This is a genomic window from Candidatus Poriferisocius sp. (assembly GCF_965219775.1).
Taxonomy (GTDB): domain Bacteria; phylum Actinomycetota; class Acidimicrobiia; order Acidimicrobiales; family Bin134; genus Poriferisocius.
Map to the genome: position 1 here is coordinate 3,086,299 of NZ_OZ244793.1, position 13,891 is coordinate 3,100,189.

Annotated in this window: 11 protein-coding genes; 2 read left to right on the top strand and 9 right to left on the bottom strand. The window is 68.2% G+C overall.

Annotated features, from left to right (window positions below; all coding sequences use genetic code 11):
• Positions 1–21 precede the first annotated feature (21 nt).
• Entirely contained in the window at positions 22–2,376 is a 2,355-nt protein-coding gene (locus ACOQPQ_RS13985) for a CotH kinase family protein (RefSeq protein ID WP_420640024.1), read from the top strand.
• A gap of 79 nt (positions 2,377–2,455) precedes the next feature.
• Here ACOQPQ_RS13985 and ACOQPQ_RS13990 read toward each other — a convergent pair whose 3' ends face one another.
• The 5 genes from ACOQPQ_RS13990 to ACOQPQ_RS14010 form a co-directional block, all read right to left on the bottom strand.
• Positions 2,456–3,769: a Fic family protein gene (locus tag ACOQPQ_RS13990; protein WP_420640025.1), complete on the bottom strand. Its 1,314-nt coding sequence runs from the start codon at positions 3,767–3,769 to the stop codon at positions 2,456–2,458.
• A gap of 445 nt (positions 3,770–4,214) precedes the next feature.
• Positions 4,215–4,682: a cupin domain-containing protein gene (locus tag ACOQPQ_RS13995; protein ID WP_420640026.1), complete on the bottom strand. Its 468-nt coding sequence runs from the start codon at positions 4,680–4,682 to the stop codon at positions 4,215–4,217.
• The gene (locus ACOQPQ_RS14000; protein ID WP_420640027.1) at positions 4,679–5,977 is read right to left on the bottom strand and encodes an LLM class flavin-dependent oxidoreductase; all 1,299 of its coding nucleotides are present in this window, start codon (positions 5,975–5,977) and stop codon (positions 4,679–4,681) included. The genes ACOQPQ_RS13995 and ACOQPQ_RS14000 overlap by 4 nt, the downstream gene beginning before the upstream one ends.
• Positions 5,977–6,801 (bottom strand): alpha/beta fold hydrolase, encoded by an 825-nt coding sequence (locus ACOQPQ_RS14005; RefSeq protein ID WP_420640028.1) that lies wholly within the window; start codon positions 6,799–6,801, stop codon positions 5,977–5,979. Before ACOQPQ_RS14005 ends, ACOQPQ_RS14000 begins: the two co-directional genes overlap by 1 nt.
• A 94-nt stretch (positions 6,802–6,895) precedes the next feature.
• On the bottom strand, positions 6,896–7,987 hold the full coding sequence (locus ACOQPQ_RS14010) for a TIGR03857 family LLM class F420-dependent oxidoreductase (protein WP_420640029.1): 1,092 nt from the start codon (positions 7,985–7,987) through the stop codon (positions 6,896–6,898).
• A gap of 108 nt (positions 7,988–8,095) precedes the next feature.
• On the opposite strand from ACOQPQ_RS14010, the gene rmuC reads away from it, so the two are divergent.
• Positions 8,096–9,526, top strand: a complete 1,431-nt coding sequence (gene rmuC / locus ACOQPQ_RS14015) for a DNA recombination protein RmuC (RefSeq protein WP_420640030.1) — start codon at positions 8,096–8,098, stop codon at positions 9,524–9,526.
• Between the two features lie 18 nt (positions 9,527–9,544).
• Here rmuC and ACOQPQ_RS14020 read toward each other — a convergent pair whose 3' ends face one another.
• The 4 genes from ACOQPQ_RS14020 to ACOQPQ_RS14035 are packed head-to-tail and all read right to left on the bottom strand — an operon-like array spanning position 9,545 to position 13,890.
• Positions 9,545–10,012 carry a SixA phosphatase family protein gene (locus ACOQPQ_RS14020; RefSeq protein ID WP_420640031.1) on the bottom strand — a complete coding sequence of 156 codons (468 nt, stop codon included), beginning with the start codon at positions 10,010–10,012 and terminating at the stop codon, positions 9,545–9,547.
• A gap of 53 nt (positions 10,013–10,065) precedes the next feature.
• A complete protein-coding gene (locus tag ACOQPQ_RS14025) occupies positions 10,066–12,153 on the bottom strand; it encodes an FAD-dependent oxidoreductase (RefSeq protein ID WP_420640032.1) in 2,088 nt (695 codons plus the stop codon).
• Positions 12,146–13,453 carry an imidazolonepropionase gene (gene hutI / locus ACOQPQ_RS14030; RefSeq protein WP_420640033.1) on the bottom strand — a complete coding sequence of 436 codons (1,308 nt, stop codon included), beginning with the start codon at positions 13,451–13,453 and terminating at the stop codon, positions 12,146–12,148. Before hutI ends, ACOQPQ_RS14025 begins: the two co-directional genes overlap by 8 nt.
• The gene (locus ACOQPQ_RS14035; RefSeq protein ID WP_420640034.1) at positions 13,450–13,890 is read right to left on the bottom strand and encodes a RidA family protein; all 441 of its coding nucleotides are present in this window, start codon (positions 13,888–13,890) and stop codon (positions 13,450–13,452) included. Before ACOQPQ_RS14035 ends, hutI begins: the two co-directional genes overlap by 4 nt.
• Position 13,891 lies beyond the last annotated feature (1 nt).

Consider the following 13,891-nt stretch of genomic DNA (forward strand, 5'->3'; position numbering starts at 1 on the left):
GGGTGATCGTAGGTTCAGGGCATGCTCAGACGGGTGGTTGTGGTGCTGGTGGCGGGGGTGGTGGTGCTCGCCGGATGCGGGGGTGGAGGCGACGGGTCGGGAGACAGTGGTACGCCGGTGGCGACGGGCACCCCGTCGGGGGCAGTCCCCGATACCGCCGAGGCCGCTGGGGATTCCCGCGACGGGCAGGCGGCCGGCGCCGCTTCGGATTCCGAGGATGAGGAGGCGGCCGGCGCGGCTGAGGATGCCGGGGGACGCCAGGAAGAGGACCCCCGGGCGGGGTACTTTGCTTTGGACCGGGTGCTGGACATCAGCATCGAGATCGCCCCCGAGGACTGGGACACCCTGCGCCACCAGACCCGGACGCTGGAGGACGTGTTCGCGGAAATCCAGGAGTACAACCTCTCCCGACCCTTTGCCGACATCTACACCTGGTTTCACGCCACGGTGACGGTGGACGGGGAGACCCACACCGACGTCGGTGTGCGCAAGAAGGGGTTCGTCGGCTCCCAGAGCGACACCAAGCCCGCCCTCAAGCTCCGCTTCGACAAGTACGTGGACGACCAGTCGCTCGGCGGGGTCATGCAACGGATGACGCTGAACAACAGCGTCCAGGACCCCTCCATGATCAACACCTGCCTGTCGTACCGGGTGTTCGCGGCGGCCGGGAACCCGGCGCCGCGCTGCAACTTCGCCACCGTGTCGGTGAACGGGAAGAACCTGGGCCTGTTCGTCCACGTGGAGGAGATCAAGGCACCGTTCCTGTTGCGGTTCTTCGACAGCGCCGAGGGCAACCTGTACGAGGGGACGGTCAGCGACTTCACCCCCACGTATCGGGGCACCATCGAGAGGAAGACCAACGAGGGCGACCCCGACTGGGGCGACATCGATGCGGTGGTGGCCGCTTTGGCCGATGAGTCGGACCGCGGCCTGGAAGCCCTGGGCGAGATTGTGGACCTGGACCGATTCCTGTCCTTCTGGGCCACCGAGGTGTTGGTGGGCCACTGGGACGGGTACGCCGGCAACCGCAACAACCACCACTTCTATCGGGAGCCCGACGGTCCCTTCGTGTTCATTCCCTGGGGCACCGACGGCACCTTCCACCTGGAGGACGACCCCAACCCCTTCGACGGCATCGACAATCCGCCGCCGTCGGTGCTGGCCCTCACCGCCATCCCCAACCGCCTCTACAACCACCCGGATTGGCGGGACAAGTACGTGGCCCGCCTCCGGGAACTGCTGGACACGGTTTGGGACGAGGAGGAACTGCTGACGGTGGTCGACGACATGGCCGCCGTCGTGCAGGAGCACTCCCTGGAGGATGCCCGAGCCGATGCCGCCGAGGACACCGAGCGGGTGCGGAAGTTCATCTACCAGCGTCGGGGGGACATCCTGGCCGATCTCACCCCGGAGCCCCCCGAATGGCCGGGGTCGGTGGTGGACGTGACGCCGTCGCTCGGTTCGGGAACCGTGGATGTCGCTTTTGAGACGACCTGGGGATCCAACGGCAACCCCAACCCCCTGGAAGAGGGGGCAGTGCTCCGTGCCGTGCTGAACGGAGAAGAGCAGGCGGTTGCCGGCATCGGGGTGGTGGCCGGCCCCGCCGGCGCCGAGGAGCAGGCCCTGTTGCCGGGCAGGGAACGGTTGGCGTCGATCGCTGTGCTGACGGTGGACGAGGATGGCACGGTGTCCGGCATGACTCTGGTCCTGGACGAGGATCGCCTGGTTGCGGGCGCCACCCTGGTCATCGGCCGTGACGCCTTCGCCGGGGGTGCGTGGTCGATACCACCGGGGTCGCCGTCTCCCGATGCGTTTTCCCCGTTCACCGAAGGCACGCTGGAGTTGTCAGCGGCGGGCACCACGTCGGGCGCGGCCATTGCCGGCACCTTCTCCGGCGTGTTCGGCTCCGAGGGGCCACCCGGCGATGGTGACGATCCCGCCGCTGGCCAAGAGCCAGGTGCCGGCCAAGGCTCGTCGTCAGCCCAGCCCGACCTGGTCATCAACGAGGTGGCCGCCAAGGGTGACCCGCTGGACTGGTTCGAGCTGCACAACGCAGGCCCCGAGCCGATCCTCCTGGACGACTACGTGGTGGCCGACTCTCTCACCGACGTCGGCAAGCGGGTGGCCTTCCCGGCGGGTACCACGATCGAGCCGGGGGCGTATCGCCAATTCAGCATGGACAAGGACGGCTGGCCCGGCTTTGCCCTGGGCAGCGACGAGCAACTGGGCATCTGGCTGGCCGACGGCACCCCGGTCGATTGGGTCGACTGGGACGACGGCCAGTCCCCCGGCGACCAGAGCTACGCCCGGGTGCCCGACGTGACCGGCGACTTCCGAACCGTCGACACCCCCACCCCCGGCCGCCCCAACCATTAGCCCCAAGCCCCGTCACCCCAGTGGGCCGCCACCCCGCCGAACCTGGGCAGGCCTGCGATCTCAGGCTCAGGTGACGGCTTCAGGCTCTCTTCTCATAGCGGTGTTGGCCGTTGTGCCCCTGCGGCCTGATGCACTGCATGCGTGACCGGGGGCCGACGTAAGGGCATTGCCCCAAGAACCTGTTGACCGATGACGAGCCACCGGAGTTGCCACTGTCGCGAGGAGACGCGGTGGAGCGAGAACCGCGCTTGCGGTCTCTGGCGGGCCTGCCGCCTGGGGTGCTGGACGGCCGGGTCCGGTCGGCGTGGCGCGACCTGACCCTCAACACCTCCTCGGCAATCGAGAGCACCTCGCTTGCGGTGTAGACGGTGTTTCGTCGGCTGTCGTTGGGAATGATGATCCCGAGCGACGCCAGTTGATTCACACACCGGTAGACCGTCTTGTCGGGCAAGGCCGTCTGCTCTCGCATTGTCTCGACGGTGAAGACGGGGGTCCGCACCAGTTCCTCGGCGATCAACCAGATGGATGAAGTAGATCGAGAATCGAGCAGCTTGGCCTGCCACGATTCCAACATCCGATCGATGCGGGTAGCTGCGTCTCGCGCCTGCTGGGCTGCGTCATGCGCACAATCGGCGAAGAGCATTGCCAACGGCTCCACACAGCGTGACCGGTGGTTGTCGTTGGGGGGTCCCTCGTATCGCTGGTACTTGAGCAATTCGTCGTAGTAGGTCTGTCGGGCGGCCAGGAGGGCATGGCTGATGGGCAAGGGGACTCCTCGGGTGAGACCGCTCCTTCCCAGGCAGATCTGCACCAAAGCCCGCCCGACCCGCCCGTTCCCGTCGTGAAAGGGGTGGATGGTCTCAAACTGGGCGTGGACAAGGGCGGTGTGAAGCAATGGAGACACATCCGCGGGCCGGTTGACGGCATCCACCAGATCGTCCAGAAGCTCCGGGATCGCGTAGTGGGGAGGGGGGATGAACCTCGCCCCTATCGGGCCGTGTCCAAAGCGGCGGGCCTCGCCCACCCAGCCGGGGCCCTGTCGCAGCCTTCCGGCGATCGCCGGATTGTCGCCGCGGATCATCAACGCTTGGTGAAGCTCTAGCAGGTCGTCGATGGTGAGGGGCTCGTACCCCATGGCCAACTCCATGGCCGCGTCGAGCATCTCCCAATTGGCCAATGCCATCTCATCGGCGAGGTCCTGCTCGTTGGGAGGCGCGGACATGCCGGCCAAACTGGAGTACACACCCTCGATGGCGCTGGAGCTGAGGCTCTCGCTCTGCAACATGAGACTGTCGGTTGCCCAGCGGAAACCTGCTGCCGCGTCCGCACGACTGACGGCGTCCTCAATGTCTCTTTCGGCTGCCTCGATGCGGTAGTCCGCCTGGCGGCTCATCGTCGGCCTCCAGCCAGCCAGCGGATGGGGCACGTAGGCCTCGTAAGGCTCCCGGTCAGCCTCTTCCGACCCCGAACCCGGCGGCCAATACTCCGTGACGTACCTACCCACGATGTCCCAACCCCCCTTCTATTCTCATCAAATGCTATTCAATGCTGAAGAACCAGGCTCATTGCGACCCCAATAGACGTTAGTGAGAATAGCGTACTACTGTCTGGCTGTTCACGATCTGGTGACTGGTGGCTCATGCGTTCGCAGACCCTTGGGGGCGACCCCCCACCCCCGGCCGCCCCAACCACCAGGAACCCCGATCCCCGCCGCATTTGCAACAGATTTGCCGCGCTCTTGAGGTGGCCGTCGAATGTTGATGAGGGCGACACCCCCGCCGGCGTCGTCGCGTGGCACCGGAGTGGAATTCGCTGGTACCGATCGTGGGCGGGCGGGGTTAGTCGGTGCGGGGGCCGAACCAGTCGGGGAGGTCGACGGGGGGGTGGGGGAGGTCGGTGATGCCGGCGTCGGCCAGGATGGTGGTGTACTCGGCCTTGTCGGCGGGGGCCGGGCGGGAGTCGCCGAAGTAGATCTCGATGAGTTCCGCGCCCTCGTCGCCCGCCCGGATGGGGCCGAAGGTGGCCGGGTGGGGGAGCTTGATCAGGCTGCCCGCCCGGCACACTTCCTGGTCGAAGGTGACCTCGCCGTTGATCACGAACACGAAGTGGTCGCTGTTGTGGCCGTGGCGCTCCAGGATCAAGCCGGGGTCGTAGCGCGTGTGATACACCGCCCGCTCCTCCGTGAGTTCCAGCATCCTCAGCCATACCGACACCCGGCGTCCGTCGGCGTGGCGCTGCGACTTGACCTCGGCGAACTCCATGTCCTCGGCGTGGATGTAGGAAACCCGGGGCTGCTCCGCGCTCATCGGAACGCCGCCAACACGCCGCTGTCGGGGGCGTCCTCGGGGCGGGTGGCCTCGTCTTCGGCCTCGTCGGTGGGCAGCAGGTCGTCGGGCGGGGTGAGGGCCAGGCTGATCGGGCTGTCCAACTCGAAGGGGTCGGCCAAGCCCAGCTCGGCGCCGATGTCGCGCAGGGCGGGCAGCACCCGGGTGCCCATCAGCTCGATGCACCGCAGGGAGTCGGCGTGGTCGATGCCGCCGTCGTTGCCCCACAGCATGAGGATGGACGGGCGGCACGTCTCCAGCACCACCCGCAGCTCGGCGATCACCTCGTCGGGGGTGCCGGCCACGATCTCCCGCTTGGCGAGCTGATCCTCGAACGGAGCCGCCCGTGATCCGGTGACCGGGGCGTTGGCCATCTTGGCGTAATCCAGCCGTCGGGCCGCCGACCCGTACCCCGAGGGGCTGACCCAGTAGGGGTGGCCGATGCCGGTGAACTCGCCCTGCATCCACATGAACTCCCGTGCGTTTCGGCGGGCCTTGTCACCGTCGTCTTGCACGTGGACCCGCAGGAGGTAGCCCCGGTTCTCCGGCCCCGCCTCGTACCCCACCGCCCGGGCCGCCTGGTCGTAGATCCGCCACAGCTCGCCGGTGAGGTGCAGCGGGGTGTTGAGCGAGATGTAGGGGTAGCGGTGCTGGGCCGCCCACCGGATGGTCTCGGCGCTGAACACGCCGGGCACCCAGATGCGGGGGTGGGGCTTCTGCAGCACCCGGGCCCACGGGTTCACCACCCGGTACTGGAAGTGCTCGCCCTCCCAGGAGAACGGGCCGTCGTCGGTCATGGTCTTGACCAACAGGTCGTGAGCTTCGTTGAACCGCTCCCGGTTGTAGGCCGGGTTGGCGTTGAGGCACACCGACTCCTGGCCGGCGCCCCGCACGATCCCCGACACCAGCCGGCCTCGGGAGATCATGTCGATCATGGCGATCTCCTCGGCGAACATGAGGGGACTGTCGTAGGTGGGCAGCGGGTTCCCGAGCTGCACGATCTTCACCCGCTCGGTGATGGCGGCCAGGATGCTCGACATCACCGTGATGCGGGGCTGCATGCAGAACGGGGCGTTGTGGTGCTCGTTCACCATGATGCCGTCGAAGCCAACCTGCTCGGCCAGCTTGTACTCCTCGATGCGCTCGTTGTAGAGCCGGCTGCCCTCGGCGGGATCGAAGTGCTTGTTGGAGAACATCACCGAGGTGAAGCCCTCCTTGAGGCCCTCGTCGGCCGGGTAGGCGCTCATGGGTTGTTCGGTGAAGTACGACAGGAACATCAGCCCGCCTTTCTCGATTGGGTATGGCCAGCGATCAGCTCGGTCAGGGCCTCGGGGGCCTCCAGGTCCACGGCGTGGCCGCAGTCGGCCACGATCTCCAGCCGGGCGTCGGGCAGGGCCTCGGCGTAGGCCCGGCCGCACTCCATGGGTACCACCCGGTCGGCTTCCCCCCACACCACCAGTGTCGGGGTGGGTACCCCGGCCAGCAACGGGCGCAGTCGGCGGTTGTGCATGTAAGGCTTCCACCCCACCCGGGTGGTCATCTCCCGGTGGATGTCCCAGCTCACCAGGGTGTCGTGGGTGAGCGCGGTGCCTTCGGGCGTCACCAGGGCGTCGGCTTCGCCGTCGTCGGGGGCGCCGAAGACGGCCCGGTAGGCCTCGGCGTCGGCGAAGGCGGCCCGCACGTAGTCGGAGTGCGACACCAGGAACTGGTCGTAGATGCGGCCCTGGGCGGGCACCAGCCCGGCGGCGCCCACCAGGGTCAAGGTGGCCAAGCGCTCCGGGGCCATGGTGGCCAGCTCAGCGGCCAGCCAGCCCCCGAACCCGCAGCCCACCAGGTGAGCGGGGCCGAGGTCGGAGGCTCGCAGCCACTGCCCCACCAGGATGGCCAAATCCCGGGGGTGGCGGGCCCAGTCGGGTCGTTGCGACTTCCCGTAGCCGGGCACGTCCAAGGCATGCACCCGGTGGTTTTGGGCCAGCGACTCGTGAACGGGCATCCAACCCGGGTTGCCGAACGAGTGGTGCAGCATCACCAGCGGTTCGCCCGACCCCCCGGTCAGCGACGCCACGGTGAGCCCGGCGACGGTGGTGGTGACTTCTTCCATCGCCCGACGACGCTATAGCACCACGCCCCCTGTTGGGGTCTCGGGTCCCCTTTGGGCTAGCTGTGCCCAGCAGTACCGCCGCCAGGGCGCTGGGTCAGGACGAGGCGGCGGGGTTGGCGGGGAGGTGGTCGAAGCGGCCCGAGGGGCGGGTGCGGGCGTACTCGTCCACGATGGGCTGCAGTTGGGCGGGTGATGCCCCGTGGAGGATCACCCCGTCGCAGCCCAGGTCGAACTGGCCCCGGATCTTGGCCACGCACTGGGCGGGGCTGCCGGTGGCCGCCGGGGCCAGCCAGTGGTCGGGAATCAGTTGGGCGATGTGCTCGAGCTGTTGGGTGGTGGCGGCTTGGTCGATGGCCCCGTTGACACCATTGACCACCGGGTCGGCGCTGAACCGCTCCAGCACCTCGTGATCCCAGCCGTTGGTGCGCACCAACAGGTCGCCGTAACCCTGGAGGTAGGAGGCCATGCGACCCACCGTCTTCTTGAGGCGCACGTCTTCGGGCAGGTGATCGCCGATGGTGGCAAAGCACGACCACACCCGTACCTCGGCGGGGTCTCGACCGGCCTGCTCGGCCGCCTGCTTCACCGTGCGCACCGCGTTGGCCGTGGTCTCGTCGGTGAAGAAAGTGTGGAGCACCACCGCGTCGAAGCAGCGACCGGCCAGGGCCAACGAGTTGGGGCCGAAGGCGGTGAGGGCCATGGGGATGTGCTCGGGCTCGGCGCCCATCAAGGTGAGCACGGGGTACGACCCGGCGGGGCCGTCATGGCCGACGATGGTCTCGCCGTTCCAGAGGCGGCGCATGATCCCCACGAAGTCCTCCATCTGGGCGGTGGTGATCGGCTTCAGGCCGAACGCCTGCGACAACCGGGCAATGCCCCGGCCGAGTCCCAGGCAGAACCGACCCCCGGTCAGGGAGTGCATGGTCATGGCGAAGGCGGCGGTCACCGCCGGGTGCCGGGTGTGGTGATTGGTGGCCGCGGTGGCGATGCCCATGCGCTGCGTCAACGCGCCCACCGCACCGGACTGGGTGGCGATCTCCTTGATGTTGAGCCGCTCGCTGATGAACACCGTGCCCAGGCCCATGGCTTCGGCGTGTTGCACCTCGTCGACCAGCTCTCGGGTGGACTCGGGCGCACCGGCGAGGGTGTAGAAGGCGAGTTCGTTCATGGGGGTGGGTTCGGTCATGGTCGGGCCTCATCGGGGTGGGTGCTGGGCAGGGCTGTGGGCAGGATAGGCGGCCCACGGGGTGGGGTTGGCGGAAAGTGTCACCACCCGTTCTTATGATGGCGGTCCATGGAAACAGTGATCTTGGTGATTCTGCTTGTCGTGGTGGCCGTGGTGGCGGTCGTGGCCGTGGCGGCCGGCGTGGTTTGGTGGAGGAACGGGGGTGGCCGGGCCCCGTCGGGCGACGATCGGCACCTCGTGGCCGAGGAGAAAGCCCGGTTGCAGGTGCAGGTGCAAGAGCGCGACCGGCAATTGGAGGAGGTCCGGCGGGAGCGGGACGGTGCCCGGGCCGAGTTGGCCGAGGTGCGGAGCCAGCGGGAGGAGGCTCGGGCCAAGCTGGCCGCGGTCACCGCCGAGCACGAGGCCCGTACCGAGGAGTTGGCCAAGGCCCGGGAGCAGGTCGAGACCCAGTTCAAGGGGATCGCCGCCCAGGTGGCCGAGGCCAACAGCAAGGCGTTCTTGGACCAGGCCAAGGCGCAGTTCGAGAACCAGCGCAAGCTGAGCGACACCGACTTGGCCCGCCGCCAGCAGGCCATCGACGAGTTGGTGAAGCCGGTCAAGGAGAACCTGGACAAGTTCGCCAAGCGGGTCAACGAGATCGAGGAGAAGCGGGAGGGGGCCTACGCGGGGTTGACCACCCAGATCGGGCAGCTCCGAGAGGCGGCCGGCGGTCTGCGGGAGGCGCTGCGGTCACCGCAGGTTCGGGGACTGTGGGGGGAGCAGACCCTGCGCAACATCCTCGAAGTATCGGGAATGCGGGAGCACATCGACTTTGTGGAGCAGCACAGCGTGGCCTCCGACAACGGCACCGGGCGCCCCGATGCGGTGGTTCGGGTCCCCGGTGGTGTGCAGGTGGTGATCGACGCCAAGACCCCGCTGGAGTCCTACCTGGAGGCGCACCGAGAGCGGGACGAGCAACGCCAGAGTGAACTGCTCCAAAGCCACGCCAACTCGCTGATCGGCCACGCCAAGATCCTGGGCGACCGGGGCTATACCGCGGCGGTGGAGGGTTCCCCCGACTTCACAGTCATGTTCGTGCCCGCTGATCCCATCCTGGATGCCGCGGTGGACGTGGCTCCTGGACTATGGGAGGAGGCCTGGCAAAAGCACCGGGTTCTCATTGCCACACCCGGTTTGCTGTTGGCCTTCCTGCGGACGGTGGCCCTCGCCTGGCAACAGCAGGATCTGCAGGCCAACGCCCAGGAGATCGCCCGGGGAGCGGCTGCGCTGTACGACAGCCTGCGTGTTTACGTCGACCATGTCGACGACGTCGGGAAGGGACTGCACCGGGCGGTGCAGGCCTACAACAAGAGCGTCGGTTCCCTGGAGAGCCGGGTGTTGCCCCGGGCCCGGAAGTTCGAGAACCTGGGACCGGTCGGCGGAGCCAAGAAGATCGGCGATGTGGAGCAGGTCGAGATTGCCGCCCGAGGGGTCGCCGCCGTCGAGGCCCGGCCCGCGGTGGCGGAACTGCCGGATACGGTGGACGCCGAGGTGGACTGAGCGGTCGGGGTCGGCCGGTTACCGGTCGGTGAGGAGCCGGGGAGGTATGAGCCACTCCAGCTCCCCGGTCTTGTCGACCTGCAACTTCACCCGGGCCAGGGCCGCGGTGGGCATGCGCACTTCGGCACCGGTCAACTGCCCAACGGCGGTCGACAGCGTCGGCTCGTGGCCCACGACCATGACAACCGGCACCTGCCGCCTGGTGGCCAGACCCACCATGTCGTGGACGGTTCCGTCGTAGAGTTCGTCGACCATCTCCAACGGGCAGGGCCACTTTCCGGCGTGGATGGCCACCTCCACGGTCTGTCGGGCCCGGATGGCCGGAGAGCACAAGATGAAGTCGGGCACATGGTTGATTTCGGTCAGGAACTTCCCGACGGCGGCTGCCGCCCGAAGGCCACGGTCGTTCAGAGGCCGCTCGAAATCGCCGGTGACCGGAACGTCCCAATCGGACTTCGCGTGACGCAGAAACATCGCCGATGCCATGGTCGCCCTACAGGGTGGGTGCAGGAAACGGGCAACTCACAGAAGCACCCTATTCAGCTCATAGCAGTGAGTTCTCGTCGGAAGGGGGTGGCGTCGGCGTCGCCGGTGGGGTGTTCGATCTCCTCGGCGTAGCAGCGTCCGGCCCACACGGCCGCGGCGATGGTGCCCGGGGCCCAGGCGTCGCCGATGGCGGTCACGCTCTTCAGCCCCGCATCGGCCCACTGGTGACGTCGGTTGGCCAATTCCTGGGCCAGCGAATCCACGGGCAGTCGGGCGGTTACCACCACCAAGGCCGCAGCCGCCAAGGTCCCCGGTTGCCCGGTGTAGGCACAAGCGGTACGCACCTCACCATTGGTGGCGCCCACCACGGTGGTCGAACACCGCAGCTCCACCCCGATGTCGAGGAGCCGGGCGGCAATCCGATGCTGCTCCATGGTGTTGACCGTCCACGACGACACCCTGGCCGAGGGGGTCACCAATACCACCTGGAAGCCTTCGGCTTGCAGGAGTTCGGCCAGCACCCCACCCAGGTAGTAGTGGTCGTCATCGAACACCACCACGGTGGACCCGGCTGGGATGTCGGGGCGTCGGCCGGCCATCAGATCGTCGGGGGTGAGCACCGGCAACCCCTCCAAGGGGACGGGACGGGTGTGCCACCGCCCCACACCGTCGGACCGCCACCGCGAGCCGGTGGCCACCGCCACGTGGTTGAACCCGAACTCGGGGGCCGACTCCAGCACCTCCTGGGGGGTCATCTCGCTCTCCAGGTAGTACTCCACCTCGTCGAGACGGTCGATCTGGTCCTGTCGGTAGTCGAGCACCCGAATCCACGAGGCCAGGCCGGGGAGGCGGGCTTCGTCTGCCACCCGACCCCCGAGGCGGCGGGACTGCTCCACCAGCACCACCGGGTAGCCCCGCTTGCCCAGCGACATGGCCGCCTCCAAACCGGTCGGACCAGCCCCCACCACTAGCACGGGCTCGTTGGCGTGGCGGGGCCGGTAGCGCTCGGGGTGCCACCCCCGTCGCCATTCCTCGCCCATGGACGGGTTCTGCGTGCAGCGAATGGGGGACATGGTGAAGTCGCCCGACACGCAGATGTTGCAGCCGATGCACTCCCGGATCTCGTCGGCCCGGCCCTCGGCGATCTTGGCCGGCAGGTAGGGATCGGCGATGGAGGGGCGAGCGGCGCCGATGAAGTCGAGCACGCCCTGGCGCACCATGCGGGCCATGGTGTCGGGGGAGGTGAAGCGGCCCACCCCCACCACCGGTTTGGAGGTCAACGCCTTCAGACCCGCGACGTACTGCTCTTGTCCACCCTCGGGGCCGAACCGGGAGGTGATGCTGTCGTCTTCCCAGCTTCCCATCACGAAATCCCACAGATCGGGAATCTCCCCCAGCTCTCCGAGCACGGCCTCGATTTCTCCCCGGTCGATGCCCGAATCGCCCAGCAACTCCTCCACCGTGACCCGACAGCCCACCGCGGCGGCCCCGTCAGCCTCCTCCACCGAGTCCTCCAGCAGCTCGCGCAACAGCCGCATCCGATTCCGGATGCTGCCGCCGTACTCGTCGGTGCGCTGGTTGTAGCGACGGGACAAGAAATGATGCACGGTGCCCAGGGCGTGGCCGCCGTACACGTACACCAAGTCGAAGCCGGCCCGCAGCGACCGGCGCACCGCTTGGCGGTGCCAGCGCCGCAGGTTGGCGATGTCGCGTCGGGTCATGGCCCGGGCCTGCACCGGGTCTTCCAGAAAGCCCGCCACCGGCAGGTGGGCGGGGCCCATCGGCGCCACCCTGGACATCAGGTTGGGACCGTTCATGCCGTTGTAGGCCAGCTCGATGCCCGCCAGGGCGCCGTGGGCGTGGACGGCCTCGGTGATGAGGGCCAACGCCGGGATGTCGGCGTCGTCCCACAGGCGCACCTCGATGAACGGGGTGATTTCGGAGGTGTAGTGGATCTCGGCCTGCTCGGTGCAGATCACCGCCCATCCGCCCTGCGCCTTCACCGCTCGCATCTCGGCGTGAGCCCGTATGTCCCGATAGCCCATGCCGTTGCAGTGGGGCACCTGGAAGAACCGGTTGCGGGCCGTCACCGGGCCGATGGCCATCGGCGCCAACAACACGTCGTAGGGGGAATCACCCATGGTTGGTCGGCTCCCCGGCGGTGGCCGCCACTAGAGGCGCATGGACGACGGCCCCCTCGATGACCACCGCTTCAAGCAGCGGGGTGCCGGGAGCCAGGAACAGCTCGTGGGGATGGGGGCAATCGACCACGATCAGGTCACCCCGCTTGCCCACGTCCAACGAACCGCATTCGGCCCCCAGACCGAGACTGTAGGCCGCGTTCAGGGTGGTGCCCACGACCGCCTCGGCCGGGGTCATCCGGAACCAGGGGGCGGCCATGGTCATGGTCACCAACAGGGAGGTGGCGTGAATGGAGGAGCAGTAGTCGGTGGAGATGGCCACCGGAACGTCCCGGTCGATGAAGGCCCGGGCGTTGGCCCGGCGCTCGGTCATGTAGATGAGCTCGGCCATGGGCAGCAGGCCCGCCACCGTCTCGGTGGTGCCCACATCGTGAATCTCGTGGTCGGGTGTGTAGGTCAGGTGGTCGGCGCTGATGGCCCCGGCTCCCGCCGCGGTGGCCCAGCCCTGCGACGGCTTCCAGGCATCGGCGTGTACTCGGGGGGTGAACCCTGCCGCTCGGCCGTCGTCCATGAGACGCCGGGCCTGGGCGGGGGTGAAGTAGCCGTCCTCCACGGTGACATCGTGAAACTGGGCGATGCCCTGACGGGCCACCGCCGGGAGCATGTCGTCGGCGATGAGTTCGGTGTAAACCTGCGAGGGTTCCACGTCGGGTCCGGGGGTCGTGAGGTCGCGGGGCACCACGTGGGCGCCCAGGAAGGTGATCACCAACTGCATCGGGGTGTCCTGGCGTGACGCCTCCAGCAGGGTGAGTTGTCGCAGCTCCTCGGCCACGGTCAGCCCGTACCCCGACTTGACCTCCAAGGTGGTGACGCCCCCCCACAGAATGTGGGCGTAGGAGCGGGCGAGTCGACGCCGAAGCTCGGAGTCGCCGGTCGACCGGCTGGCCTCCACGCTGGCCCAGATGCCGCCTCCCCGAGCCGCCACTTCCGCCAGACTGGCCCCGGCCAATCGTTCGGCGTACTCGTGGTGACGCTCCCCGCCGAACAGGGCATGAGAGTGGCACTCCACCAAGCCGGGCAGCACCGTCTTGCCCGCGGCGTCCAGCACCGGAACCGCCGGATCGCCCCACTCGGCCATCACCTCGTGGGTGCGGCCCACCGCCGCGATCCGACCGTGGCGAATGGCCACCGCCCCGTCGGCCACCAGGTCGAGCTGGTTCTGCTCGGCCCCCCGGCGGGGTCCCCCCCGGTCGCGTACCGTGGCCAGGTGGGTGGCGCCCACCACGTTCAGGTCGCTCATGGCTTCCCCCCGGCACCAGGGGCCTCGCCGGCATCCCCGGTGGGCAACACCGCAATCACGTCGATCTCCATGAGCCACTCGGCCCGGGCCAGGCCCGAGACCACCAGACCGGTGGACACCGGGTACACCCCCTTCAGCCACCGGCCGATCACCCGGTACACCGGTTCCCGGTAGCGGGGATCGGTGATGTACACGGTGATCTTCACGATGTGGTCCAGGTCGGTGCCCGCCTCGGAGAGCAACTGGGCCACGTTGACCATGGCCTGATCGGCTTGGGCGGCCGGGTCGCCGGGCCCGACGAGGTTGCCGTCGAAGTCGGTCCCGACCTGGCCACGGAGATACACCGTGTCGTTGGCCACCACGGCCTGACACAGGTCGTTGTCGAGGGCTTGATCGGGATAGGTGTCGCGGGTGTTGAACCGCCGAATCCGCCGCATC